The organism is Streptomyces tubercidicus (assembly GCF_027497495.1).
Classification (GTDB): Bacteria; Actinomycetota; Actinomycetes; order Streptomycetales; family Streptomycetaceae; genus Streptomyces; species Streptomyces tubercidicus.
Map to the genome: position 1 here is coordinate 4,691,524 of NZ_CP114205.1, position 26,716 is coordinate 4,718,239.

General features: G+C 71.6%; 19 protein-coding genes. 11 read left to right on the plus strand and 8 right to left on the minus strand.

The window, feature by feature from the left end; genetic code table 11:
- Window positions 1-10 precede the first annotated feature (10 nt).
- The 3 genes from STRTU_RS20530 to STRTU_RS20540 are packed head-to-tail and all read left to right on the plus strand — an operon-like array spanning window position 11 to window position 3,452.
- Window positions 11-1,750, plus strand: a complete 1,740-nt coding sequence (locus STRTU_RS20530; RefSeq protein WP_159744948.1) for an N-acyl-D-amino-acid deacylase family protein — start codon at window positions 11-13, stop codon at window positions 1,748-1,750.
- Window positions 1,747-1,995 carry a hypothetical protein gene (locus STRTU_RS20535; RefSeq protein WP_159744949.1) on the plus strand — a complete coding sequence of 83 codons (249 nt, stop codon included), beginning with the start codon at window positions 1,747-1,749 and terminating at the stop codon, window positions 1,993-1,995. The genes STRTU_RS20530 and STRTU_RS20535 overlap by 4 nt, the downstream gene beginning before the upstream one ends.
- A complete protein-coding gene (locus tag STRTU_RS20540; protein ID WP_159744950.1) occupies window positions 1,992-3,452 on the plus strand; it encodes an aldehyde dehydrogenase family protein in 1,461 nt (486 codons plus the stop codon). Before STRTU_RS20535 ends, STRTU_RS20540 begins: the two co-directional genes overlap by 4 nt.
- Before the next feature lie 194 nt (window positions 3,453-3,646).
- Here STRTU_RS20540 and STRTU_RS20545 read toward each other — a convergent pair whose 3' ends face one another.
- Together STRTU_RS20545 and STRTU_RS20550 are read right to left on the minus strand one after the other, a co-directional pair.
- The gene (locus STRTU_RS20545; RefSeq protein ID WP_159744951.1) at window positions 3,647-4,552 is read right to left on the minus strand and encodes a zinc-binding dehydrogenase; all 906 of its coding nucleotides are present in this window, start codon (window positions 4,550-4,552) and stop codon (window positions 3,647-3,649) included.
- A 223-nt stretch (window positions 4,553-4,775) separates the two neighbouring features.
- On the minus strand, window positions 4,776-6,290 hold the full coding sequence (locus tag STRTU_RS20550; protein WP_174878900.1) for a CehA/McbA family metallohydrolase: 1,515 nt from the start codon (window positions 6,288-6,290) through the stop codon (window positions 4,776-4,778).
- A 174-nt stretch (window positions 6,291-6,464) separates the two neighbouring features.
- Between STRTU_RS20550 and STRTU_RS20555 the strand changes: the two genes are divergently transcribed.
- The 4 genes from STRTU_RS20555 (at window position 6,465) to STRTU_RS20570 (ending at window position 13,560) form a co-directional block, all read left to right on the plus strand.
- Window positions 6,465-7,289 (plus strand): TIGR03619 family F420-dependent LLM class oxidoreductase, encoded by an 825-nt coding sequence (locus tag STRTU_RS20555; protein ID WP_159744953.1) that lies wholly within the window; start codon window positions 6,465-6,467, stop codon window positions 7,287-7,289.
- A gap of 282 nt (window positions 7,290-7,571) precedes the next feature.
- Entirely contained in the window at window positions 7,572-7,970 is a 399-nt protein-coding gene (locus tag STRTU_RS20560) for a VOC family protein (RefSeq protein WP_159744954.1), read from the plus strand.
- A 133-nt stretch (window positions 7,971-8,103) separates the two neighbouring features.
- Window positions 8,104-10,752, plus strand: coding sequence for a bifunctional FO biosynthesis protein CofGH (locus tag STRTU_RS20565; protein ID WP_159744955.1), 2,649 nt, complete (start codon window positions 8,104-8,106; stop codon window positions 10,750-10,752).
- Window positions 10,753-10,896: 144 nt separating this feature from the next.
- Complete coding sequence (locus tag STRTU_RS20570; protein WP_159744957.1) at window positions 10,897-13,560, plus strand: tetratricopeptide repeat protein; 2,664 nt, start codon at window positions 10,897-10,899, stop codon at window positions 13,558-13,560.
- A gap of 92 nt (window positions 13,561-13,652) precedes the next feature.
- Here the strand turns inward: STRTU_RS20570 and STRTU_RS20575 are convergent, their stop codons facing one another.
- Window positions 13,653-13,916, minus strand: coding sequence for a hypothetical protein (locus tag STRTU_RS20575; protein ID WP_018092249.1), 264 nt, complete (start codon window positions 13,914-13,916; stop codon window positions 13,653-13,655).
- Between the two features lie 588 nt (window positions 13,917-14,504).
- On the opposite strand from STRTU_RS20575, the gene STRTU_RS20580 reads away from it, so the two are divergent.
- Window positions 14,505-15,623, plus strand: a complete 1,119-nt coding sequence (locus STRTU_RS20580) for an ADP-ribosylglycohydrolase family protein (RefSeq protein ID WP_159744959.1) — start codon at window positions 14,505-14,507, stop codon at window positions 15,621-15,623.
- Between the two features lie 79 nt (window positions 15,624-15,702).
- Here STRTU_RS20580 and STRTU_RS20585 read toward each other — a convergent pair whose 3' ends face one another.
- Together STRTU_RS20585 and STRTU_RS20590 are read right to left on the minus strand one after the other, a co-directional pair.
- Window positions 15,703-16,488, minus strand: coding sequence for an SDR family oxidoreductase (locus tag STRTU_RS20585; protein WP_159744961.1), 786 nt, complete (start codon window positions 16,486-16,488; stop codon window positions 15,703-15,705).
- Between the two features lie 167 nt (window positions 16,489-16,655).
- Window positions 16,656-17,879 carry an aminotransferase-like domain-containing protein gene (locus STRTU_RS20590; protein WP_159744963.1) on the minus strand — a complete coding sequence of 408 codons (1,224 nt, stop codon included), beginning with the start codon at window positions 17,877-17,879 and terminating at the stop codon, window positions 16,656-16,658.
- Window positions 17,880-18,098: 219 nt separating this feature from the next.
- On the opposite strand from STRTU_RS20590, the gene STRTU_RS20595 reads away from it, so the two are divergent.
- Window positions 18,099-18,986, plus strand: coding sequence for a hypothetical protein (locus tag STRTU_RS20595; RefSeq protein ID WP_246240891.1), 888 nt, complete (start codon window positions 18,099-18,101; stop codon window positions 18,984-18,986).
- 117 nt (window positions 18,987-19,103) lie between these two features.
- On the opposite strand, the gene STRTU_RS20600 is transcribed toward STRTU_RS20595, so the two are convergent.
- The 3 genes from STRTU_RS20600 to STRTU_RS20610 form a co-directional block, all read right to left on the minus strand.
- On the minus strand, window positions 19,104-19,313 hold the full coding sequence (locus STRTU_RS20600) for a DUF397 domain-containing protein (RefSeq protein WP_159744965.1): 210 nt from the start codon (window positions 19,311-19,313) through the stop codon (window positions 19,104-19,106).
- Window positions 19,314-19,510: 197 nt separating this feature from the next.
- Complete coding sequence (locus STRTU_RS20605) at window positions 19,511-20,377, minus strand: helix-turn-helix domain-containing protein (protein ID WP_159744967.1); 867 nt, start codon at window positions 20,375-20,377, stop codon at window positions 19,511-19,513.
- Between the two features lie 325 nt (window positions 20,378-20,702).
- The gene (locus tag STRTU_RS20610) at window positions 20,703-21,467 is read right to left on the minus strand and encodes a GOLPH3/VPS74 family protein (protein WP_159744969.1); all 765 of its coding nucleotides are present in this window, start codon (window positions 21,465-21,467) and stop codon (window positions 20,703-20,705) included.
- A 224-nt stretch (window positions 21,468-21,691) separates the two neighbouring features.
- Here STRTU_RS20610 and STRTU_RS20615 point away from each other — a divergent pair, with 224 nt between their 5' ends.
- Together STRTU_RS20615 and STRTU_RS20620 are read left to right on the plus strand one after the other, a co-directional pair.
- Window positions 21,692-24,880 carry a D-alanyl-D-alanine carboxypeptidase family protein gene (locus STRTU_RS20615; protein ID WP_246240894.1) on the plus strand — a complete coding sequence of 1,063 codons (3,189 nt, stop codon included), beginning with the start codon at window positions 21,692-21,694 and terminating at the stop codon, window positions 24,878-24,880.
- Between the two features lie 237 nt (window positions 24,881-25,117).
- Window positions 25,118-26,566 (plus strand): glycosyltransferase family 39 protein, encoded by a 1,449-nt coding sequence (locus tag STRTU_RS20620; RefSeq protein WP_269777376.1) that lies wholly within the window; start codon window positions 25,118-25,120, stop codon window positions 26,564-26,566.
- Window positions 26,567-26,716: the final 150 nt, after the last annotated feature.

Genomic DNA, 26,716 nt, shown 5'->3' on the forward strand with positions numbered 1-26,716 from the left:
GGTGCACCCCATGCTCGACCACCTGATCAAGGGCGCGACCGTTGTGGACGGGACGGGCACGCCCTCGTACACCGCCGATGTCGGCATCCGCGACGGCCGGATCGCCGTCGTCGCGCCGCCCGGTACCGTCACCGAAGAGGCACGCAGCAGTGAGGACGCGACCGGGCTCGTCCTCGCCCCCGGCTTCGTCGATCCGCACACCCACTACGACGCCCAGCTCTTCTGGGACCCGTATGCGACGCCCTCGCTCAACCACGGGGTGACGACCGTGTCGGGCGGCAACTGCGGTTTCACGCTGGCCCCGCTGAACCCGGAGCGGCCCGCCGACGCCGACTACACCCGCCGGATGATGTCCAAGGTGGAGGGCATGTCCCTGGTGGCGCTCGAAGAGGGGGCGCCCTGGTCGTGGAGCTCGTTCGGCGAGTACCTCGACGCCCTGGAGGGGCGGATCGCCGTCAACGCGGGCTTCATGGTGGGGCATTGCGCACTGCGCCGCTACGTCATGGGGGAGGACGCCATCGGCGGGCAGCCGACGCCCGCGCAGCTGGAGCGGATGCTGGCGCTCTTCCACGAGGCGATGGCGGCCGGGGCGTGGGGCCTGTCCACCACCCAGTCCGGCACCCACTCCGACGGGGACGGGCAGCCGGTCGCCTCCCGGCACGCCGCACCGGCCGAGCTGCTGGCGCTGTCGCGGGCCGTGGGCGAGCACGAGGGCACCCAGATCGAGGCGATCGTGGGCGGCTGTCTCGACCAGTTCAGCGATGACGAGATCGAGCTGCTCGTCGGGATGAGCGCGGCGGCCGGGCGCCCGCTGAACTGGAATGTGCTGACCATCGACGCGGCCGTGCCCGAACGGGTGCCGCGGCAGCTGGCCGCCAGCGAACGCGCCCGGGAGGCGGGCGGCCGGATCGTGGCCCTGACGATGCCGATCCTCACGCCCATGAACATGTCCCTGGGCACCTTCTGCGCCCTGAACCTGATCCCCGGCTGGGGCGACATCCTGGGCCTGCCGGTCCCCGAACGGATCGCGAAGCTCCGCGACCCCGGGGTCCGGGCCGAGATGCTGCGGCGCGCGGACAGCAAGGAGGCGGGCGTCTTTCGGCGGCTCACCCACTTCGGCCGCTATGTCATCGGGGACACCTACTCCACGGCGAACGAGGGCCTGACCGGGCGTGTGGTGCGGGACATCGCGGCCGAGCGCGGCCAGGACCCCTTCACATGCCTGGTGGAGATCTGCGCCAACGACCAGCTGCGGACCGTCCTGTGGCCGATGCCGACCGACAACGACCCGGACTCCTGGGCGCTGCGCGCCGAGACCTGGCAGCACGAGGACGTCATGCTCGGCGGCTCCGACGCGGGCGCGCACCTGGACCGGATGTGCGGCGCCCCGTATACGACGCGCTTTCTCGGCGACTGTCTACGGGGCCGGAAGCTGATGGGCCTGGAACAGGCCGTGAAGATGCTGACGGACGACCCCGCGCAGCTCTTCGGCCTGCGCGAGCGGGGCCGTATCGAGGAGGGCTGGCACGCCGACCTGGTCCTCTTCGACCCGGAGCGGATCGACGCGGGCAAGGCCACCCTCGTGCACGATCTGCCCGGCGACAGCCCGCGCCTGGATTCCCGGGCGATCGGCATCAACGCCGTATGGGTCAACGGCGTCGAGACGATCCGCGAGGACGTGGTGACGGGTGCGGTGCCGGGGACGGTCCTGCGGTCGGGGCGGGATACGAGGACGGTGAGTACGAAGTGACCTCCCGGGAGGGGCTGTTCATCGGCGGGGTCGCGGTCGTGGGGCGGGGCGCGGGCGGACGGTGGCTCGCCTCGCGGCGCACGGTCGGCGGGTGGCTCGTGGTTCGTGGCGCGGGGGCGGGTGCCATGCGGCCCGTGGCGCGGGGCGCGGGCGCGGGTCGTATGCGGCCGGTGGCGCGGGGCGCGGGGGCGGGTGGCGTGTGGCCGGTGGCGCGTGGCGCGGCGATGGCGGTGAGCGTCAAGTGACGGCCCCGGAGCGGCTGTTCATCGGCGGGGTGTGGACCGAGCCCGACGGTGGCCACTATGAAGTCATCGACCCGGCGACGGAGGAGGTCGTCGGGCTGGCGCCCGAGGCGAGCCGGGAGCAGGTGCACGAGGCGGCGTCCGCGGCGCGCGCGGCCTTCCCCGCCTGGTCCCGTACGCCGCCGCAGCGGCGCGCCGCGATCCTGGACCGGGCCGCGGAGGTGATGCAGCGCGATGTCGCCGCGCACGCCGAGCTGGCGCAGGCGGAGAGCGGCGCTACGACCGGTACGGCACGCGGTATGCAGGTCGCGGTGGGGGTGGCGCGCTTCCGGCGGTATGCGAAGGGCGCCCTGGAGCCCGTGGAGCAGGGGCTGCCGCCGCAGATCAACGAGGCCGGGCCGATGGGGAAGGCGGGCGTGCTCGGCGCCCTGGCGGTACGGCAGCCGGTCGGCGTCGTCACCTGCATCACCTCGTACAACAACCCGTGGGCCAACCCGGCGGGCAAGATTGCCCCGGCGCTGGCGATGGGCAACACCGTCGTGGTGAAGCCCGCCCCGCAGGACCCGCTGTCGGTCTACCGGATGGCGGCGGCGCTGGCGGAGGCGGGGGCGCCGCCGGGGGTCGTGAACATCGTCAGCGGCGCCTCCCCGGAGGTCGGCGCCGCGGCCGTGGACGCGCCGGACGTGGACATGGTCAGCTTCACGGGCTCGACGGCCGTTGGGCAGCGCATCGCCGAGGTATGCGGCCGCGGCATGAAACGCCAGCTCATGGAGCTGGGCGGCAAGGGCGCCGCGCTGGTCTTCGACGACGCGGACCTGGACTCGGCGGCGGCCGGCATCGGCACGACGTACTCCTTCTACAGCGGGCAGATCTGTACCGCGCCGACGCGGGTGATCGCCCAGCGAGGGGTGTACGACGCGCTGGTGGAGCGGCTGACGCGGTACCTCGGGCGGCTGACGGTCGGCGATCCCCGCGCGCCGGGCACGGTGGTCGGGCCGGTGATCTCGGCCGCGCACCGGGACCGGATCGAGTCCTATGTGGAGCTGGGCAGAAAGGAGGGCGCCCGGGTCGTGGCGGGCGGCGAGCGGCCGTCCGCTTTGGAGCGCGGCTTCTATGTCGCGCCTACGCTGCTGGCCGACTGCACCCGGGACATGCGGGTCGTACGGGAGGAGATCTTCGGCCCGGTGGTCGTCGTCCTGCCCTTCGACGAGGAGGACGAAGGGATCGCCCTCGCCAACGACAGCGACTACGGGCTGATCGACTACGTGTGGTCCGGCGATATCGCCCGCGCCTTCCGGGTGGCCCGGCAGCTGCGGGCCGGCGGGGTCGGGGTGAACACGGTCGGGCGGAATATGGAAGCTCCTTTCGGCGGCTTCAAGAAGAGCGGGGTGGGCCGCGACGTGGGCTCGTACGCGCTCCATGCGTACAGCGAGCTGCAGTCGATCGTCTGGCCGGGGTGAGGTGGGGTGAGTTGACGTGAGGTGGAGCGGGGGCCGGGGCGGCTGGGTCTGAGGCAGCTGGGCCTGGGGCCGCTGGGTCCGGGGTGGCTGGGCCTGAGGCAGCTGGGCCCGGGGTGGCTGGGCCCGGCCCTTGCGGCGAGGGCAGTGGGGTGGGCGACGGTGTGGGGACCGGCCCCGCTCGGTGACCTCCGGCCTCACGTGATCGTCAGGACCGCCTTGCCGCGTATCTCGCGGTTGACGAGCGCGAGGGCGGTCTGCCCGGCCTGGGACCAGTCCGCCACCCGGTCCACACTCGACTCAAGGCGGCCTTCCGCGACGAGGCGGACGAGATGGGCCAGATCCGCGCCGGCGTCGCCGCCCGCCTGAATGCCGATCAGCTTCAGCTGGCCGGCCACGAGCTGGTACGGCTGGACGGGGGTGGGCTCGCCCGAGGTGGCGCCGATGGAGATGACCGTGCCGCCCGGGGCCATCCGGCCGAGCAACTCACCGAGCAGTGCGCCGCCGACGTTGTCCAGCAGCACGTCCACCTCGCCGTCGAGGGTGGCCGTATCGGTCAGGACGTGGTCCGCGCCGAGTGCCGCCAGGCCCGCACCGCGGGCCGGACTGCCGACGAACGCATGCACCTCGGCGCCCGCCTGATGGGCGAGTTGGACGGCGAAGCGCCCCACCCCGCCGGACGCGCCGGTGATGGCCACCCGCTGTCCCGGCCGCACACCGGCCCTGCGGAGCGCGCGCAGCGCCGTCACCCCGGCCACCGGGAGGGCGGCAGCCGTCGCGAAGTCCACCGCGTCGGGCAGCACGGCGAGTTCCCCGACCGGGACGGCGCGGAGTTCGGCCCAGCCCGCATCCCAGCCGAAGGTGATGACGCGGTCGCCGGGCTTGGGGCCGCGGCCACTGGCGGCGGCCCGTTCGACCACACCGGCCGCGTCCCAGCCCGGGACGGTGCCCTCGGCGGCGTCGTCGGACTTGGGCAGCTCACCGTAGTTCAGCGAGATCGCACTGATCTTGACCAGGACCTCGTCGGGTCCGGGAACGGGATCGGGCACCTCCCCGAGCGCGAGGCGGCCGGGTACGGAGTGATCGACAACGAGGGCTCGCATGGGATTTCTCCTTCGTGGTGACGGACGCTGTGCTGGGGTGAGGTGAGGTGGCGTGGTGCTGATGCTCCAGGTAACCGGTGGGTGACTCCGTTTATTCCGCCCGGTTCGGCTACTCCGCGGCCCTCGGTCAGGTCGCTCCCGCCCGACCGCTTCCCGGCCCGTCCGTTCGCCTTGGGGCGTGTGGCCTCACCTCCAGCTCGCCGTGGGGCGTACGGCCTCACCCTCAGCGCCCCAGGAAGACCGGATTGGTCATTGCGGCCATAGGGCCCGGCAGGCCCGGTGTCGTGGCGGGGTGGCGGACTTCGGCGCGTATGTAGGCGGCGTAGTCGGGGGTGGTCTGCCAGGTGACGGTGCCAGTGCCCGAGGGCGGTAGTGGGGCGGAATACAGCCGGCCCTGGTCGGTGACGAAGGAGACCGTGCAGCCGGGGGCGCCGGAGACGGTCAGCCGGGCGGTGACCTTCGCCGTACGGGGGACCGCCAGCCGCTCGGCGATTCCGGCGTGTTCGCCCCGCTCGCCGGTGACGGAGAACGCCAGGTCGACCTTCGACGACTCGGCGATCCACACCCGGCCGGCCCGGATGCCGTCCTGCAATGCCCGGCGCGAGAGATCGTCGGCGAGCACCACGGTCTGCGGCAGGCCCACGACATCGGGGTCGCGATGGGCGTCGCTGTGGCCGACGGCCGGCAGCCAGTCCGCGCGGCCCTGGGCGTGGGCGACGAGGGTGTTGTCCCACTCGGCGAGGGTGACTTCGTCATCGGGGGTGTAGGGCCCGTTCCAGACCTCCACCGCATCGGCTTCGTTCAGCCCGAACTTCCAGTTGCAGCCGATGCAGGTGGCGTGCGGATGTGCCGGGATGACCAGTCCTCCGGCCCGCCGGATGGCGCGTGCGTACTTGCCGAAGGCGTTGTCGCGGGCCCGGTATCGCCAGTCGATGAAGACCCCTGGGTCCGTGCCCATCGCCACCACGTGCCCATTGCGGGTGGTGACCTCCTCGCCGGTCAGGATCAGCAGGTCGTCGCCCCACAGCCCGTCCCAGGCACGGTGTGCGGAGGTGGTGTTGTGCTCGGAGGTGTTGATGAAGTCCAGGCCGGCGGCGCGGGCCAGCGCGGCGATCTCGGCGGGGGTGCGTTTGCCGTCGGAGTGGACGGAGTGCAGATGGTTGTCGCCGCGGTACCAGGCGCGGCCCCGGCCGCGGGCACGCTCGGGTGGATGGACGGGCGCCGGGGTGTGCCCCTGGGGGCCGTATTTCAGGGTGATCGTGACGTCGTAGGACAGCCCCTGCGGCGCGACCGTGTACGGCCCAAGAGCGATATGCCAGGTGCCCGCGTTGACGGGGCCTGGGAGGTAGCCGGGGGTGGCCTCGTCGGCGCGCACGAAGAACTCCGTACGCGCCCCGCCCGACCAGCCGCGGAAACCGGCGCCACCGAGGTCCGTGCCCCGTTCGTCGAAGATTCCGATGTCGCAGGCGTTGCCGGCCGTGCCCTCCGGGACGGTGGGTTTGTCGTAGCGATAGGCCACGGCGATTTCGCGCACCCCGCGCGGCACTTCCACCGGCAGATAGACGAAGTCGGGTGCGCCCGTGGGCAGATGACCGGTGACCCGCCGGGTCTGCTCGCCCGGCCCACCTCCGGTCCGCCCGCCCGCGGCGCTTGCGTCGGCGAAGCTCACACGTCCGAGCGTAAGCGCGCCCGTCGCGCCCGCAACCGCCGAAATTCTCAGAACGTCGCGTCGTTCCATCCCCGCCCCCGCGTCGTGTCGGTCTCGGTCTCGTACCGCCTCGCGGCCGGCTCGTCGCACCGCGTGAAAACCGTTGTACGCGGGTGCGACACCGAGCGAAAGGGCTGTGGATAACCGTCGGACGGTGAGGCACGATGCGGTCACGCACACGCCCGACGCGGAGGTGTTCCCAGCATGCGGATCGCGACCACGATCTTCCTGACCGACGAGACGATCCGGCCGGACCGGCTGGGCCGCGAGCTGGAGCAGCGCGGATTCGCCGGTCTCTATCTCCCGGAGCACACCCATATCCCGGCCAGCCGGGACACCCCCGCCCCCATGGGCGAGCCGCTGCCCCGCGAATACGGCCGTACCCTCGACCCGTTCATCGCCCTCGGCCAGGCCGCCGCGGTCACCGAGCGGCTCGCCCTCGGTACCGGCATCACCCTGGTCACCCAGCACGACCCGATCGACCTCGCCAAGCAGATCGCGACGCTCGACTTCCTCTCCGGCGGCCGCTTCACCCTCGGCGTCGGCTACGGCTGGAACGTCGAAGAGGCCGCCGACCACGGGGTGGAGTGGTCGACCCGGCGGGAGCTGACCCGGGACCGGGTGGCGCTGATGCGCGCCCTGTGGGCGGCGGAACCGACCGCGTACAAGGGCACATTCGGGTCCGTACGGGCGTCCCATGCGCACCCCAAGCCGGTACACGGCGCGCCGCGCATCCTCCTCGGCGGCGGGGCCGGGCCCAAGCTCTTCGGGCAGATCGCCGGGTACGCGGACGGATGGCTGCCGATCGGCGGGCGGGGGCTGGCCGAGACCCTGCCGGTCCTGCGGCAGGCGTGGGCGGACGCCGGGCGCACGGGCGAGCCGGTGGTGGTGCCGTACGCGGTCCGTCCGTCGCCCGGGAAGCTGGCGCACTACCGCGAACTCGGCCTCCAGGAGGTGGTGCTGCAACTGCCGCCCGCCGGGGAGGCGGAGGTGCTGCGGACGCTGGACGACTTCGCGCAGTACTTGTGACGCGGTACGTGTGACGCCGTGCTCGTGACGCCGTGCTTGTGACGCCGTGCTTGTGACGTACGGCAGCGCGCCGTACCGGATGGGTGACGACGGCGGGCGGAGTGCCTGATGGCTCGGGGCGGGGGATCGCGCCCGGTGCCCTAGGACCATCGGCGTAAGGCCCTCGTCTCCGGGGTCGGTACCGAAGACCGATTCGCGCTCGCCCCGTCCAGTCGTAGCGTCGAAGGTGAGGATCCGTTGAAGCACCCGCACTCAACGGTCCAAAGAGACCAAGGAGACCCCATGCCTCGCCTCGACCACACGATCGTGCACAGCACCGACCGCTTCGCCTCCGCCCGGTTCCTGGCCGAGCTGCTCGGCGTACCCGGGCCCAAGGCGTTCGGCCCCTTCGCCGCGCTCAAGCTGGACAACGGGGTGGCCCTCGACTACGCCGAGCATGTCGCGGGCGGCGAATTCGTCCCGACGCACTATGCGTTCCTGGTGACCGACGAGGAGTTCGACGGGATCTTCGGCCGGATAAAGGAGCGCGGTCTGTCCTACTGGGCCGACCCCATGCGCAGCAAGCCTCAGCAGATCAACCACCGGGACGGCGGCCGCGGTGTCTACATTTTTGACCCCGACGGCCACGCCATGGAGTTCTTGACCAAGACGTACTCCGACGAGCTGCTGGCCAGTCTGTAAGCGTGCGGTGCGCCGCCGCCGGGAAGTGCCCCCTCCGAGCCCTGACGGAACCTCCGCCCGCAGTGATCAGCGGCACATCAACGGTCCCTTCTCCGGCGGCGGGGCTGTCAGTGGGCGCTCGTATGCTCGGAGGATGACTTCCAGCGCGCAGGTACCTGACCAGGCATCCGACCAAGGGACCGACCGCGAGACGCACACCGAGCCCGCCGCCACGGCCCCGCCCACGGCGAACGCCATGCGCCGCGCGCTCAAGCGGGCCCGCGACGGTGTCGCGCTGGACGCCGGCGAGGCCGCGGTGCTGCTCCAGGCGCGCGGCGAGGATCTCAGGGACCTGTGCGCCTCGGCGGCCCGGGTGCGGGACGCCGGACTGGAGGCCGCGGGCCGCCCGGGGGTCATCACGTACTCGCGCGGTGTCTTCATCCCCCTGACGCGGCTGTGCCGGGACAAGTGTCACTACTGCACCTTCGTCACCGTCCCCGGCAAGCTGCGCCGGGACGGCCACGGGATGTTCATGTCGCCCGACGAGGTCCTGGACATCGCCCGCCGCGGCGCCGAAATGGGCTGCAAGGAAGCCCTGTTCACCCTGGGGGACAAGCCGGAGGACCGCTGGCCCGAGGCCCGCGAGTGGCTGGAGGCGCACGGCTACGACGACACGCTCTCGTATGTCCGCGCCATGGCCATCCGCGTTCTGGAGGAGACCGGTCTGCTGCCGCACCTCAACCCCGGGGTGCTGTCCTGGACGGACTTCCAGCGGCTCAAGCCCGTCGCCCCGTCCCTGGGGATGATGCTGGAGACGACCGCCGAGCGGCTGTGGAGCGAGCCCGGCGGCCCCCACTACGGCTCGCCGGACAAGGAACCGGCCGTCCGGTTGCGTGTCCTGGAGGACGCCGGCCGCTCCAACGTCCCCTTCACCACTGGGCTGCTCATCGGCATCGGCGAGACCTACGAGGAGCGCGCGGAGTCGCTGTTCGCGCTGCGCCGCATCCAGCGTGCCTACCACGGCATCCAGGAACTGATCATGCAGAACTTCCGCGCCAAGCCGGACACGGCGATGCGCGGCATGCCGGACGCGGAACTGGAGGAGCTGGCGGCGACGATCGCGGTGGCCCGGCACATCATGGGCCCCTCGACCCGTATCCAGGCGCCGCCCAACCTGGTCGACGGCGAATACCAGCTGCTCATCGACGCCGGGATCGACGACTGGGGCGGCGTCTCCCCGCTGACCCGCGACCATGTCAACCCCGAGCGCCCCTGGCCGCAGATCGACGAGTTGACCGAGCGCTGCGCCGTGGCCGGCTTCGAGCTGCGCGAACGGCTCCCCATTTACCCGGAGTTCCTCCAGCGCGGTGAGCCCTGGCTCGACCCCCGGCTGCTGCCGCATGTCCGCGCCCTCGCCGACCCGGAGACGGGCCTGGCCATCGAGGACGCCCCCGTGGTGGGCCGCCCCTGGCAGGAGCCCGACGAGGGCTTCACGATGAGCTCCTCGGGCCGTACGGACCTGCACCACACCATCGACACCGAAGGCCGCACCGCCGACCGCCGTGACGACTTCGACGAGGTCTACGGCGACTGGGAGGCGCTGCGGGAGGCCGCGGCCCCCGGGATGGCGCCGGAGCGCATCGACTCCGACGTACGCGAGGCCCTGGCCCAGGCCGCCGACGACCCCACCCGGCTCACCGACCCGCAGGCCCTGGCGCTGCTGCATGCCGACGGGCCCGCCCTGGACGCGCTCTGCACCATCGCCGACCAGCTGCGCCGCGACACCGTGGGCGACGATGTCACCTACATCGTCACCAGGAACATCAACTTCACCAACGTCTGCTACACCGGCTGCCGCTTCTGCGCCTTCGCCCAGCGCCGCACGGACGCCGACGCCTACACCCTCTCCCTGTCCCAGGTCGCCGACCGTGCCCAACAGGCGTGGGACGTGGGCGCGGTGGAGGTGTGCATGCAGGGCGGTATCCACCCCGACCTGCCCGGCACCGCGTACTTCGACATCGCGCGGGCCGTCAAGGAGCGCGTGCCCGGGATGCATGTGCACGCCTTCTCGCCCATGGAGGTCGTCAACGGTGCGACGCGCACCGGGCTGTCCATCCGCGAGTGGCTCAGCGAGGCCAAGGCCGCCGGTCTGGACACCATCCCCGGCACCGCCGCCGAGATCCTCGACGACGAGGTCCGCTGGATCCTCACCAAGGGCAAGCTGCCGACCGCCACCTGGGTCGAGGTCATCAAGACCGCCCATGAGCTGGGCATCCGCTCGTCCTCGACGATGATGTACGGCCATGTCGACCAGCCCCGCCACTGGCTCGGCCACCTCCGTCTGCTCGCCGAGATCCAGCAGGAGACCGGCGGCTTCACGGAGTTCGTCACCCTCCCCTTCATCCACACCAACGCCCCCGTCTACCTGGCCGGCATCGCCCGTCCCGGCCCCACCACCCGCGACAACCGCGCGGTGACGGCCATGGCCAGGGTGCTGCTCCACCCGCACCTCACCAACATCCAGACCAGCTGGGTCAAGCTCGGCACGGAAGGCGCCGCCGAAATGCTCCGCTCCGGCGCCAACGACCTGGGCGGCACCCTGATGGAGGAGACCATCTCCCGTATGGCGGGATCGAGTTACGGCTCCTACCGCTCCATCCAGGACCTCATCGCCATCGCCGACCGAGCCGGCCGCCCGTCCCGCCCCCGCACCACGACCTACACCCCGGTCCCCGAGGAGCGCCAGGCCGCCGCCCTCGCCTCGGACGGCCATCTCCCGGAGCTCCTGCCGGTCGTGGAGTAACCGCCGACCGCCGACCGCTGGCCTTCGCCTCCGCCTCCGCGGTTATCCACAGCCCCGCTCCGGCAACTCCGCCGACAGCTAATCTGCGGAGGCAGGCAGAAAATCCGGCACCGCGGCAACGCCGGGGCGGAGGGGGTGGATTCGGTGGCAGGCAACAGGCCGTCGCGCCAGGAGCTGATCCGGCTCCGGCGCCGGGCGGGGTTCGTCGGGCGGCGCGGCGAGATCGCCGCGTTCCGCGACAACTTCGCCCGCGCGGTGGAGGATCCGGCGCATCAGTTCCTCTTCCATGTGCGCGGACAGGCGGGCGTCGGCAAGACGTCACTGGTCCGGCAGTTCGAGGAGACCGCGCGCGAGCAGGGCGCACCGACCGCGTATGTCGACGAGGCGGTGCACGGCGTCCCCGAGGCGATGGCGGCCATCAGCGGCCAACTCGCCGCGCAGGGCCACCCATTGAAGGTCTTCGACAAGCTGCTGGCCACCTACCGGGAGCGGCGCCACGAGGCCGAGGCGGCGGCGGTCGCCGCGGAGGGAGCGCCCGGCCCGGCGGACCAGGATGATCCTCAGGGGGCCGCCCCCTCACCCGGCAGCATGATCGCCGCGCAGGCCGGGCTGGCCGGCCTGGGGCTGCTGCCAGGCGTCGGCGTCCTCACCGGAGGACTGGACCCCCGCCAGGTGGCGCGCGGCGCGGACCGGCTGCGCGGTCTGCTCAGCGCCCGGCTGCGCACCCATGACGAGGTGCGGCTGGTGATGGCGCCGCTGGAGGTCCTGACACCGGTCTTCGTCCGCGAAGTGAGCGCGGTCGCGGACGAGTCGCCCTCCGTAGCGCTCTTCTTCGACACCTATGAGCGGACGGGGCCGCTGCTCGACATCTGGCTGCGTGACGTCCTGGTCAGCGATCGCCATGGACCGCTGGCGCCCAACGTGGTGGTGACACTGGCCGGCCAGACCGCACTGGACCGCCGGTGCTGGGCCGACTGCCTGGACTGTGTGACGGAGCTGCCACTGGACGCCTTCACGGAGGACGAGGCGCGCCAGTTCCTGGCAACCAGGGGCATCGCCGATGAGCACATCGTCGACGTGATCCTCCGGCTGTCCGGCGGCCTTCCGGTGCTGGTCTCCACCCTCGCCGAGAACCGCCCGCGCGCCGCCGAGGCCGTCGACGACCCCAGCGACACGGCCGTCGAGCGCTTTCTGAAATGGGAGACGGACCCGGTGCGCCGCGAGGCCGCCCTGGCCGCCGCCCTGCCACGCCATCTCGACGAGGACATCTTCCGGACCGTGGTGGACGCGGCCGCCGCCGAACGGTTCGGCTGGCTCTGCGGACTGCCGTTCGTCGCCGACCGGGCCGGGCGGTGGCAGTACCACGAGGTGGTGCGGACGGCGATGCTGCGCCTCCAGCGCCGTAGATCACCGCAGACCTGGACGGCGCGGCACCGCCGTCTCGCCGAGGCCGCCCGGCGCCTCCGTATGGACCGTGCGCCCGATGCGAACCCGGCGGAGTCCTGGACCGACGAGCGCCGGCGGGACCACCGGCTCCGGGAGATCTACCACTCCCTCTGCGCGGATCCGCCGTCGTCCCTCGACGCGGCGCTGTCCGACACCCTGGACGCCGCCGAACACGCCCCGGCCGCCTTGCGCGGCATCGTGGAGACCGTACGCCAGGCCGGTGAGGACGCCGACGACCCGGAGGTCCGCGACTGGGGTGCGCGCCTGACCGCCGCGCTCACCGAGGACGGCGGCGGCCTGATCCCGATCCTCACCGCACTGCTCGGCCGCCCCGGTCTCGATGCAGTGCGGCAGGCCCGTATCCACCGCGTCCGGGGCCGCGAGCACCGCCAGGCCGAGGACTGGCCACAGGCATTCGCCGACTTCGACCGCTGCCTGGAACTCGATCCGCGCAACGCCTCCGCCCTGCTCGGCCGCGGTCTGACACACCGCTATATGCGCTCCTTCGAGCGCGCCGCCGAGGACTACACCCGCGCCCTGGAGATCACCCCGGACTCCCTGGAAGCGGCCTCCCAACTCGGCGAGGCATACCGCCTCCTGGGCCGCTACGAGCAGGCCATGACCGAGTTCGACCGGGCCCTGGCCCTGCAGCCCCGGCACGCCTTCAGCATCGGCAGCCGCGCCGTCTGTCTGCGCCGCCTCGGCCGGCACGAGGAAGCGCTGGCGGGTCTGGAGCGCGCCATCGAGATCAACGCGGACTATGCCTGGGCGATGGCCGAACGGGGCGCCACCTACCGCGACATGGGGCAGTACGACCTTGCTTTGGCCGAGTTCGACCGCGCCCTCGCCGTCAACCCCACCTATGTCTGGGCCTACGCCCGCCGTGGAATCACCCTCCGCGTGCTGGGCCGCCACGAGGAGGCTCTCACCGCCCTGGGACGTGCGGCCGAACTCCACCCGGACGACCCCTGGATATGGGCGGAGCGCTGCCACACCTGCCTCGACGGCGGGCGCTACGAGCAAGCACTCCGCGAGGCCGACCGCGCCCTTGCCCTCGACCCCGGGTACGCCTGGGTTCATCTGGCCCGCGGTCAGGCGCTGCACGCCCTGGACCGTCCCGAGCAGGCACTCGCAGCCCTCGACCGCTGCCTGGAACTCCACAGGGACGACGCCCGGGTACGGTCCCTGCGCGGCACGGTGTCCCACCGTCTGGGCCACCACGCTCAAGCCCTCGCAGACCTGGACCGGTCGATAGCCCTGGACCCCGCGGACCGCTCCACCCGCGCCCAACGCAGCCTGGTGCTACGAGCCCTGGGCCGCCCGGAGGACACCCCGTCCGCATGCTCCGCCGCCTCGGAGTAACGGCGGCCCCGGGGCGAACGGGCGGTTCGTCAGCGGAAGTCAGCCGCTGAGCATGGCCGCCGCCCAAACAGGGGGCACCGGCCGCCGCCCGCTCAATCCCCCACGCCCCCCTCGTACTCCGCCTCGTGTTGCAGGATGCACTGCTGCCACTGCGACAGTGCCTCCTCGCGGTCGCCTCCGCTGTCCTGGGCGGCGACGATCAGTGCGTCGGCGGCCATGGCGGCGAGCCGTACGGCGATATGGCAGACATCGCTCTGGGGGAGCGGACGGAGGAGTTCCACCGCGCCGTCGCTGTCTCCGGAGAGCGCGGAGGCGACGACAGCCATGGTGGTGCGATCCCACTCGTACTCGGACATGGGGAGAGCATGCCCAACGGGCGCCGCCGCCATCATCGAACGGATGAGCGCCGGAGTGGGGGCGGGAGGGGAGTGCGGGGAGGGAGGGACGGGGGTGGCGCCGGTCCTCCGGACGGACCGGGCTGCCGGTCCGCGGGGCGGGTCCCACGTCCGGATGACCGGCGCCACCTCAGCCCAGTTGACGGACCGGGCCGCCCGCCAGGAAGGCGGTGATTCCCACCGAAACGCCCCCCGGTCACGCCCCGAGGTCCCGCCCCGACGTCACGCCCGATGCGGCATCGTCGGCCACGCCCCGACGTCACGCCCCCGCCCATCGTCCCCGGCGCGATCCCGTCCACCAATCCCGCCCACCGAACCCGTACCTATCGGGACGCTAGTGGTCAAAAGCCCCCTTCTGAATGACTATTCGCAATACCCACCTGGCTGAAAATTGATCATTCCTGGTCGATTACAGTGCTGCGCCAGGGGCCCCACTAGGCCCCCGGGACGTAGTGAGCTTCAGGAGGGCGCAGTGAGCGAGCGCAGCGAGCGTGCCGTTCGGAAGTGCGCGCCGCGCGCACGCGAGGCCGGGCGGAGCGGGGTTCCGGCATGAGCGCGGCGGGCGGCGGCGCCATCTGGGGGCGCGCGGAGCAGCAGGATTTCCGCAGCCGGGTACGCGGCTGTCTGCTCGGCGGCGCCATCGGCGATGCGCTCGGTGCCGGGATCGAATTCCACTCGATCGACGCGATCCGCGAGACGCACGGCCAGGAGGGCGTGACCGATCTGGTGCCCGCCTACGGGCGGCGCGGCGCGGTCACCGACGACACCCAGATGACGCTGTTCACCGTGGACGGCCTGATCCGCGCCCAGGTACGCCGCGACACCGGCGCCTGGCATCCGCCCACCGACGTCCACCGCGCCTATCTGCGCTGGGCCGCCACCCAGCGGGACTGGGGCCCGGACGAGCGCAAGAAGGACGACGGCTGGCTCGCCCGTGAGGAGTGGCTGTACTCCCGGCGGGCGCCGGGCCAGGCCTGTCTGAGCGGTCTCGGTGACGAGGCGATGGGCACGCTCGACAAGCCCAAGAACCCGGAATCGAAGGGCTGCGGCGCGGTGATGCGCTCCGCCCCGTTCGGGCTGCTCGTCGGCTGGGAGCCGCAGCTGGTCTTCCAGCTCGCCGTCGAGTGCGCGGCGCAGACGCACGGCCACCCCACCGGCTATCTGGCGGCCGGCGCGTTCGCGGTGATCAGTCATTCGCTGGCCCGTGGCGAGGACCTCGACAGCGCCGTCCAGAAGGCGCTGGCCCATCTGGCCACCCGCCCCGGCCACGAGGAGACCACCGACGCCCTCAAGCGCGCGCTCGGCGCCGTACGGCAGGGCATGCCGACGCCCGCCCGGGTCGAGTCCCTGGGCGAGGGCTGGACCGCCGAGGAGGCGCTGTCGATCGGCGTCTACTGCGCCCTGGTCGCCGAGGACATCCGGCACGGCCTCCTGCTGGCCGTCAACCACAGCGGGGACAGCGATTCCACCGGCGCGATCTGCGGCAATCTGCTCGGCACCCTGCACGGCGAGACGGCACTGCCGCCGGACTGGCTGGTCGAACTGGAGGGCCGGGACACCGTCCTCCAGCTGGCCGACGACTTCTCGATGGAGATGACACAGGGCGCCGCGCTGCACGGCCCGGCCGGCTCGTCACCGGGCTGGCTCGCCCGTTACCCGCGCGCGTAGGGCGGTCGCAAACACAGCGGCACAGGACCGCCCGGCCGCGCCCGGCCAACGCCGCAGGCCCCGGCAACCCGTAGGCGGCCTACCGCATCAGCTCCCCCGCGTTGACCAGCAGTGACTGGCCCGTGATCGCGCGGGCCCGGTCGGAGGCCAGAAAGACCACGGTCTCGGCCACATCGGCGTCCGTCGCCAGTTCGGGCAGCGCCATCCGTTCGGTGAGCCGGGCCAGCACCTCGGCCTCCGGGACGCCTTCGTGCTGCGCCTGGAACCGTACGTACGCCTCCACCGGCGGGCCCCACATCCAGCCGGGCTGCACGGTGTTGACCCGTATCCGGTCCGGCCCCAGCTCGCGCGCCAGTGAGTACATCGCCGAAACCAGCCCGCCCTTGGACGCCGCATACGCCGCCTGCTGCATCTGGGACGGCGCGGCGACCGACGACTGGGTGCCGATCATCACCACCGAGCCGCCGCCGCGCGCCGTGAGCGACGGCAGGCAGGCGCGGGTCATCCGCAGCGTGCCGAGGAGATTGACATCCACGACACGCTGCCAGGAGTCGAAGTCGGCATCCCGCAGGCCCCCGAAGTGCGAGTCCAGCGCGGCCACATGGACCGCCGCGTCGATCCCGCCGAACCGCTCCACGGCCAGCTCGGCCAGCGCCGCGCACTGCGCCTCGTCGCCGATATCGGTCGCCCGCCAGGCCGTACGCGCACCCGAAGGGTCCAGCTGCGCCGCCGACTTGGCCAGATTCGCCTCCGTACGGGCCCCCAGCGCCACCGAGGCGCCCTCCCGCACACAGGCCGCCGCGACCTGATGGCCGAGCCCGGCGCCCACCCCCGAGACGACAACGGTCTTGTTCCGCAGCAACATCTGTGCCTCCCGGCCCGGCCGCCCAGCGCGCATCTGATGGAGCGTCAGGCTAGGACGGGCGGTCCGGGAAGACCAGAGCCGTTCGCCAAGACGGAGGCACGCACGGTCAATACCGGGGCACATGAACCCAGGGTGCGCAGGGTGCGCCAGGCCCCGGCCGCCCGCCCTCAGTCCTGCCGGCGCGCGCCCTCCAGCGCCTTCCGCAGGCGGCCGAGCCCCTCGCGGATCTCCTCCGGGGGGTGCGTCACGAACGACAGCCGGGCGGCCGTGGCGTCCGGCGGCCCGGCGAAGAACGGCGCGCCCGGGACGTATGCGACGTCGTGCCGCACCACCTCGGGCAGCAGCGCCGTCGCGTCGTACCCCTCGGGCAGCGTCGCCCACACGAACATGCCGCCCGCCGGACGGTTCCACCGCGAGCCCTCGGGCAGCGCCGCGGCCAGCCCGTCGACCAGTGCGTCCCGCCGCTCACGGTAGGCGTCCCGCACCCGCCTCAGATGCGCGTCCAGGTCCGCGACCGCCAAGTACCGCGCCGCCGCGGCCTGGTCGACGGTCGAGGTGTGCAGATCGGCGGCCTGCTTGGCCACGACACAGGCGCGCCGCAGCGCGGCCGGCGCGCGCAGCGACCCCAGCCGCAGACCGGGCGCCATCACCTTGGAGAACGAGCCGAGCAGCGCCGTACGGTCCTCGGCCCCGGGGAAGGAGGCCACCCACGGCACCGGCTCGCCCTCGAAGCGCAGCTCGCCGTACGGGTCGTCCTCGGCGATCCACAGCCCGCGCCGCGCGGCGACCTCGGCGACCGCGGCCCGGCGCTCGGCGGACAGCGTGCGGCCGGTCGGGTTCTGGAAGGTCGGCACGATATAGAGCAGCTTGGGCCGCTCCCGCGCGGTGATCTCGTCCAGCGCGGCCGGATCCAGGCCCTCGTCGTCGGTCGGCACCGGCACCACCCGGGCACCGGCGAAGGAGAAGATCTGCAGCGCCGCGAGGTAACAGGGATCCTCGACCAGCACCACGTCCCCCGGCTCCAGCAGGGCCGTGGCCAGCAGCGTCAGGCCCTGCTGGGAGCCGGTGGTCACCAGCAGGTCATCGGCGTCGGTGGCCAGTCCGCGCGCGGTGGTGCGCGCCGCGACGGCCGCACGCAGCGCCGGACTGCCCTCGCTGGTGGAGTACTGGAGCGCACGCAGCGGATCCTCGGCCAGTACGTGCCGGAAGGCGGCCGCGAGCCCCTCCGTATCGAACAGCTCGGGCGCGGGCAGCCCGCCGGCGAACGAGATGACCTCGGGCCGGGCGGTGAGCGCCAGGATGTCGCGTACCGGCGAACTCCCGGTCCGCGCCGCACGGGCGGCGAGCCCGGGGACGGGGGTTGCTCCGCGGTCAACTATCGCGTCCGGCATGGCGACTCCCCTCGCTCGTGGTCTGCGAGGGACCACCGCTAGCTGTAGTTGCCACGCAGCTTAAGCGGCCCGGGGCTGGGGTGCCGGGGTTATCGCAGGATGGGCCGGGGTGGGAGGGGCGGACGGGGCGGACGGGACGGCCCCATCCGCTCGCCGCCCGACGATTTCGTGCACCCGCCCCCTCCCCATCTGATGACACGTCAGCTAAACCTGTCTCTCATGACCGCAGACAGCGAACATACGCCAGAGGTCACCAACGCCCCCGCCGCAGCCGTTGACACCGGCCCCGCCACCTATGCCGACCTGGCCGCCGTCGGCCCCTACGGGGTGCACCCCGGACATGCGCTGATCACCATGGTCGAACCGCACCCCGGCCATGAATACGCCTACAACCGCTGGTACGAGGACGACCACTACATCGCGGGCGCGATGGCGATGCCGTGGATCTTCTCCGGGCGCCGCTGGGTCGCCACGCGTGAGCTGCAACTGCTGCGCCGCCCCGAGCAGTCCGCCGTCGCCCGGCCGGTCACGGCCGGCTGCTATCTCTCCACGTACTGGATCACGGAGGGCCGCTACGACGAGCACATGAAGTGGACCGTCGGCATCAACAAGCGCCTCAACCGGGACGGCCGGGTCTACCGGGACCGCACCCATGTCTTCACGGCCTTCCAGGACCATCTGGCGACGGTCTACCGGGACGGCGCGGCGGGTCCCCGTGACTTCCACGCACTGGACCACCCGTACGCCGGGCTGGTGCTGGAGGTGATCGACGCGGACGGTCCGGAACGGCGGGACCAGCTGCTGGAGTGGCTGTGTGCCCGGCAGTTGCCGCGACGGCTGCCGGGTTCAGCGGCCGCCATGGTCACGGTCTTCCGCCCGACGCCGCTGCCGGGGGACCGGATGTCGTATGTGCGGCAGGTCGAGGGCGTCGACACCCGGCTGACCCTGCTGTGGTTTCTCCAGGAGGATCCGCGCGACCGCTGGACCGAGCAGTTCGCCGACCTGGAGGAGGAGGTCGCGGAGTCGGGACTGGGGCGGGTGGAGCTGCTGGCGCCGTTCCTGCCGACCGTGCCCGGCACGGACCGGTATGTGTCCGAACTGCGCTGACGGGCGCGGCCGGACGCCGGTCTGCCGCAAGGAGGACATGGCCGAGCCCCCTCGGCCGGGACGGCGATCCAGTCGAGAGGGCTCACATCTGCGGATTGCGGACGGTGACGGCTCAGGTCACGCCGCGTCGAACGCGCCACCGGCGACGTCCGACACAAAGTGGCCCCAGGAGGAGTTGTCGAACGTGAGGCGCGGGCCGTCGGGGTCCTTGGAGTCGCGCACCGCGATGGCTGCGGCGGTCGGCACGGCGATTTCCACGCAGGCGCCGTTGCCACCGGAGTACGAGGACTTGGTCCAGGAGAATGCGGAATTGGGCTGCACGGCCATGTTCACTCCAGCTCACTCTGAGTTACCGCGGATTCGGTACTGACGACGCTACGCGCCAACATCACGAGCCGCAGAGGCCGTTCACCCGTACGAAGGGCATATTTCTTGATCCCTTTTCATGGGAGTGACGGCAGGTGTACCGTGCGGTCCCTTTCCCCGGAATCCTAGATTCCGTTCCCTTGTCTCCCTGGTGGATGTCACCTCGCGGCGTCCGCATGGGATTTCGCCGCGGCCGCGATGAACTCCCGGCTCTGCTCGGCGCTCAACGCCTGCGCGCGCAAATGCTCGTACATGATCGTGTATTTGTGCACATCGTTGGTCTTCTCCAGATAGAGGTCGCTGGTGACGCCCTCGATGTACACCACGCTGGAATCGGCGGCATCGTCGAATTCCAGGATGGAGAAGGTCCCCGACATTCCGGCGTGCGCCCCGGTGTCGTACGGCAGAACCTGCACCGTCACATGCGGCAGAAGGCTCATCTCGACGAGATGGTCCAGTTGTTCGCGCATGATCAGGTGGCTGCCGACCACCCGCCGCAGCGCGCTCTCGTCCAGCACCACCCACAGCCGCAAAGGGCGCTCGTGGTCGGTGACCCTTTCCTGGCGGCGCATGCGCACCTGGATGCGCTTCTCCAGATGGTCGGGCGCCAGCTCGGGGACCGTACCGGGAATGACCGCCTCGGCGTAGCCGGGGGTCTGCAGCAGACCGGGCACCAACAGGGACTCGTAAATCCGCAGTGAGGCCGCCTCGGTCTCCAGGCCGATGTAGACGCTGTAGGGGATGTCGCCGAAGGCGTGCCACCAACCTTGCTGACGCGAATCCTTGGCCATCTGCATCAGCGAATCCACAATGCGGTGGTCCTCGACCTCATAGACCCCGCACAGATCGCGGACATCGCGCTGACTGATGCTGCGGCGGCCGTTTTCCAGTCTGCTGATCTTCGACTGGGAGACCAGCAGACGCTCGGCCACCTCTTCCGCCGTCATGCCTTTGAGCTCACGGAGCCTTCGCAGCTCCTGGCCCAACCGGCGTCGCCTGACGGTGGGATTGACATTGGACGCCACGGGACGTGCACCTCCGGCTCCGTACTGCTGTCGTTTTCTGTTCAGCAGACTGCCACTCCGAGGTGACACCGCGCAGTGAAATGGGCACAGAAGGCGAGCGAGCAGACGCGCGGGGCGGCGGACCGGCCGTTTCTGAGAACGGTCGGCCCGCCACCCCGCGCCTGTTGCTGCGGCTCCCGTACGTGACTTCGGGGACGGGTGGTGCGGGTGGTGCGTGGTGCGAGTGCTGCGCCGGGTGGTGCCAGATGTCGTACCGAGTTCTACCGCGACCTATGGCGATCTACGGCGATCTGCGGTTGCTCCCTGATGTGCTGGTGCTGCGGCGTCAGCGGGCGCCTACCCGGGCCATCCGGCCATGGCCGTGCCGCGACTGGACCGGCGCGCCGGCCGGGTCCGCCGTGGCCCGTGCCGCCGCCGGTTGCCGGACCACTCCCGCGGCGGCCGCCTGCTGCCGCCTGGGCTGGGCCGCGACACCGTTCTGCACATCCATGACGGCGTGTGCGACCAGCCCGCCCATCGGGTCGTGCCGAATCAGATCCCGGAGACGGGAGCGCAATGACCGCCCCTCGTTCCCTGGATACAGATGCTTGCCGAGTCCGACCGCATGGGCCAGCGCGGCGAGCGCCGCGGTCCGCGGGTCCGGGGGTACGCCGGTGCGGATCGCGTTATCCAGCCGGGCCCTGATTTCCCGGCTGATGGCCGTCTCCGTCGCCTGGTAGCGCGTCGTCGGCAGCACCCCGCACATCTGGCCCGCCACGGCATGCACCATGCCGCACCGTTCGAGATGCGTGAGGTAGGTCTGGCGCAGCCCGAGTCGGGGCCCGCCGATCCAGTGGACCGCGCGCACCGGACTGCCGCGTCGGCGCAGCAATTCGAGCGCGGAGTCCAGAGTTGGATCTCCTGTCGGCCGTGCCATCACCACGGCGATACGATCCCCGTCTGGGGCTATCCGTCCTGCCAGAGCCAGCTCTACTAGCTGTGCCCCGGCCAGGCCGAGGTCGAGCGACTGCGGCTGCGCTGTGGTGCCCGTGGTCGGGTCCAAAGCGAGCAGCAGAAGCTCCTCCGGAATTGTTCTGCGGCTCCTGCCCATCCATGCCTCCCCGCGTGGATGAATGACAGGGTGACCCCTCTCACATTCATCTGTCGAGAGTGCGTGGGTGGTTCGTTAGGGAACCGGTAGGTATGTCGTTCTCGTCTTGCACGTCGGCGACATCTTTCTGAGGGGTGCGGCGCCTTCCGGTACGCGTGGCGGCGAGATGAGGCCACGTGGACACAGGAGACTTGGGAACACTGGGCCAGGCAGCAGTGGGACGTATGAAGGAGACATCGGTGGCGGGCGAGTCCCCCGACAAGTCGGACAAGAAGCAGTCGTCGGGGAAGACGGCGCGGAAAGCACGTGATCCGCGGCTGTCGGCCTTCCGCGGGGAGCCGGACGAATCGGCGAGCGAACCGGCGAAGGGATCGGCGGAGGAGTCGACGGAGAAGTCGGCAAAGGGGTCGGCCAAGGAGCCGGCTAACGGGTCGGCCAAGGGGTCGGCGAAGGGATCGGGTGCCGGGAAGCAGTCGAAACCTGTGGAGGAGTCGAAGTCCGAGGCGAAGCCGGGAGCGGAGTCCGCGGCGAAGTCGAAGCCCGAGGCGGGCGGTGAGCCGGAGTCCGGGGCGGATGCGGAGTCCGGGGCCGGGTCGGCATCCGAAAGCGCGTCTGAGGAGCCTCAGGGGGCCGAGGAGGACGGTGCGGGCGCCGAGGGTGGCGAAGACCGTCTGCGGGCCGCTGTGGCCGCCTGGGTCGCCACGAAGGGCGATGAGGACGCCGAGGCGGGTGAGGGCGACGGTGAGGGTGATGCCGATGCTGACGCCGATGCCGGTGCCTCTGACGCGCCCGAGGGCGCTGACGGTGCCGACGGGGATGCTGACGAGGACGTTGCGGGTGCCGCCGCAAAGTCGGAGGCGAAGCAGGAAGCAAAGTCGGAAGCAACGCCGGAAGCGAAGCCCGATGCGAAGCCTGGTGCAAAGCAGCAGGTGAAGTCGGAGGAGAAGGCGGGCACGGCGAAGGCTGCCGAGACCGAGACCGAGTCGGCGTCCGAGAACGAGTCCGGGGCCGGGTCTAAGTCCGGGGACAAGCCCGAATCCGGGGACAAGCCCGAATCCGAGGGCAAGTCCGAGTCGCGGGCCAAGGTTGCGGTTGTCGATCAGCCGACCTCCGTGTTCAAGACCGTCGGGCCGCAGAAGGGCAAGCCCGGTGGGGCGGCCGATGCGGCGAAGGCGAGCAACGGCGACGGCAAGGGCGGCGACGCGGCCGAGGCCGACGCCGAGGTCGAGGCCGAGGGGTCGGCCGTCGACGAGGCGACGCGAGTCTTTGCCTTCGCGAAGTCGAAGAAGCTGGCCGAGGCGGAGGGCGTCGATCACGCGACCACCGCGTTCAAGATCTCCCCACCCGCCAAGGACGGCGACGCGGCCAAGAGCAAGGCCAAGGACAAGCCCGAGGCCAAGGACAAGCCGGAGGCCAAGGACAAGCCCGAGGCCAAGGACAATCCGGAGGCCAAGGGCAAGACTGACGGCAAGGCCGCGGGCAAGGCCGAGACCGACGCCAAGGCTGACGCCAAGGCTGACGCCAAGGCTGACGCCAAGGCTGACGCCAAGGCTGACGCCAAGGCTGACGCCAAGGCTGACGCCAAGGCTGACGCCAAGACCGACACCAAGGCTGACGCCAAGACCGACGGCAAGAAGGACGCCAAGGACGCCAAGGACGCCAAGGCTCCGAAGGCCGCCGAGCGGGACTCGGAGCGGACCAGTCAGTTCGTGGCGCTGAAGTCGGCGGACGACGGTACGGCCGGCAGGTCGCTGGGCAAGACGGCGCCGAAGACGCCTGCCCGTACGCCTGACAAGGCCGCGGACAAGCCAGGGGACGAGGACAAGGCGTCCGACAAGGCGGCGGACAAGGCCGGCGCCAAGCCGGCCGGCAAGGCCCCCGGCGCGCTGCCGGCCGCCGAGCCCGCGAAGTCCACCGGGACCGGAAAGTCGACCGGGGCCACGAAGCCCGCCGGGACCGCGAAGGCCGCCGAGCCCACCGCGGCGCCCAAGCCTGCCGCACCCAAGCCCGCGGACCGTACGGGCGCCACGCCGTCCGCCACCACGGGCGCCACGCCCGCTCCCGCCGCGCTGCCCGATTCCGAGCACACCAAGCAGCAGCCGCTGCCGCCGCTCGACCTCCTGGCGCAGCTCACCAACACCCCGCCGCCGCCCGAGACCCCGCTGCGTTCGGTCGTCCGCCGGTTCAAGATCTGGACCCCGCTGGCGGTGCTGCTGGTGATCATCTTCGTGGTCGCCCAGGCGGTGCGCCCGCTGCCCGACCCGACGCTCACCGTCGGCGACGCCAAGTCCTCGTTCACCTTCGAGGGCGGCAAGCTCGACATCCCGTGGCCCGCGGAGGGGCAGGCCGCGGTCAAGGTGGTGGGCTCCGGGGACCTGGGGACGTTCGGCCCGCAGAAGCCGGTGCCGACCGCGAGCGTGGCCAAGATCATGACGGCCTATGTCGTCCTCCGGGACCACCCGCTCAAGAAGGGCAAGACGGGCCCGCAGATCGGGGTCGACGCCAAGGCGGTGACTGAGGGCGGTTCCACGGACGAGTCGCGGATCGAGGGGCTCAGGGCGGGGCAGGAGTTCAGCCAGCAGGACATGCTGAAGATGCTGATGATCCCGTCCGGCAACAACATTGCCCGGCTGCTGGCCCGTTGGGACACCCAGTCCTCCAACGAGGGGGCGTTCGTCAAGAAGATGAACGCCGCCGCCAAGGACCTGGGCATGAAGAACACCACCTACACCGACCCCAGCGGCCTGGACCCGAAGACCGTGAGCACCGCGGTCGACCAGCTCAAGCTGGCCGAGGCCGTCATGAAGTTCGACGCCTTCCGGCCGATCGTCGCCATGCCCAACGCCGAGATCCAGGGCCTGCCGAAGCGGATCAACAACAACAACGACGACCTGCTGCTGGCCGGGCTGAGCATCAAGGGCATCAAGACCGGCTCCAGCACGGCGGCGGGCGGCACGCTGTCCTGGGCGGCCTACAAGACCGTCGACGGCAAGGACCAGCTGATACTGGGCACGATGATGGACCAGCACTTCAAGGGCCTGGACCCGAACGCCTCCAACAGCCTCACCATGGTCAAGAACAACAGCAAGAAGGTCATCGAGGCCGTACGCAGCGCGCTGACCTCGGCCACGGCGGTGAAGAAGGGCCAGGTGGTCGGCTATGTCGACGACGGCCTGAACGGACGCACGCCGGTCGTCGCCACCAAGGACCTGAAGGCGGTGGGAGTCCCCGGCCAGAAGCTGACGTTGAGCGTCGGTGACGGGGGCAAGACCGTCCCGCACACCGCGAAGGCCGGTACCGAGGTCGGCGTGCTGACCGTCGGCAACGGCGAGAGCAAGCAGAAGGTGCCGGTCGCCCTGCAGCAGGACCTCGTCGAGCCGTCCTTCGGAGCGAAGCTGGTCCGCATCACCTGAGCGGGCCGGGGGGCCGCGGGCGTCCGTCCCGCGGCCCCCCTCCGCGTCACCGCCCGCCGCCCCGCTCGCCCGTCTGGTCGGCTACTGGCGGTCCGCCCTACCGTGAGCCTGCCTTTCTGACTGTCTGTCCGTCCGTCCCGCGCGTGACCGGAGTCCGTCATCGACGTAGCGCCAGCGCAGAAGACGTACGCGTCCGCCGCAGCCGCCCCCGGTGCCTGGGCGGCGCAGGGCGCGGTGGTGTTGTTGCCCTCCGGTCTGATGCTGTCCCTGGGGGCGTGGGGCATCCGCCGGCAGGACGCCATATGGCGCGACGAGGCGGTCACCTACGACATGGCGCACCGCAGCCTGGCCGACCTCTGGCACACGCTGCAGCACGTCGATGTCGTCCATGGCCTCTACTACGCGCTGATGCACCTCTGGTTCCGCGTCTACGACGTCACCCTCGGCGGCGCCTTCGGCGAGGCCGTCGGTCTGCGGCTGCCGTCCGTGGCCGCGATGACGGTCGCTGCCGCCGGGGTCGCGCTGCTGGGCCGGCGTCTGGTCGGCCGCCGGGCGGGCCTGCTGGCGGGCTGCACCTTCGCGCTGATCCCGGTCGTGCAGCAGTACGCGCAGGAGGGCCGCTCGTACGCGATCGTCTGCGCGCTGGTCGTCTGGGCGAGCTATCTGCTGGTGCTGACCGCGGCCCGCCCGCGCCGAAGGCTGTGGCTCGGCTATACGGCGCTGATGCTGGCCGCCTGTCTGCTGCACGAGTTCGCGGTGCTGGCGCTGCCCGCGCACGGCGCCGCGGTGGTCCTGGCGCGACTGCCCCGCCGGGTACTGCGCGCCTGGCTGCTCGCCTCGGGCACCGTTCTCGCCGGTCTGGCCCCGCTCGCGGTGTTCAGCACCCGGCAGTCGGCACAGATCAGCTGGCTCATGTGGCCGGACCCGCTCCAGCTGCTGACGTTCGCCGTGCTCGCCGTCCTCGGCCTCGCCTGCGCCCGCGTCCGGATCCGCTCCCGCGGCCCCATCGGGCTCCGGGCCCTCGGCATCCCCCTGCTGCTTCTGCCCACCCTCCTCCTGCTGCTGCTCTCCCATGTCGAACCGGCCTACGTGGACCGCTATGTCCTCTACTACGTCGTCGGGTTCGCACTGCTCGCGGGCGCCGCGCTGGCGCGGCTGCTGCGGCCGCCGGGCGAGCGGGGCCAGACCCGTGGCCGGCGGCTGCGGTGGGCGGTGACGGTCGGGCTGGTGCTGGTGGTGCTGCTGCCCGTCAACGTCCATCTGCGCAGCCCGGACAGCCGGGTCGACGATGTCACCGCGGTCGCGCACGCCGTACGCGAGGTGGCCGAGCCCGGTGACGGGCTGCTGTTCATGCCGTCCCGGCGGCGGATCTGGGCCGCGACCCGGCCGCACGACTTCCGCGGGCTGCACGACCTCGCACTGGCCAGGAGCCCGTTGGCCTCGCACACCCTGTACGGCACCGAGCGCTCCGGCGATGCGATCCGCGAGCGGATGCTGGCCGCCCACCGGATCGTCGTCGCCGGCGACCCGGACGGCCAGCCGGCCGACGACACCGACCAGGAGATCGCCAAGCGGTCCACGCTGCGCACCGCCTTCGAGGTGTGCAGCAGCAGGGAGGTGCGGGGGGCCAGGGTCACGGTGTACGGGCGGGCGGGGATGTGTGGAGGGGACGACCGGGTGGGGTGACGGGCCGGGATGACGGGCTGGGATGACGGGGTGAAGGCTGCCTGTTCTCGGCGGCTTCCTGGTGGCGGGCGCGTGGCGATTTCGGGGTGCGGGCCGGGCCGGGCGATGGTGGGGGAGATGAGGGCGGGGCCGGGCGGTGTGCGGCGCTTC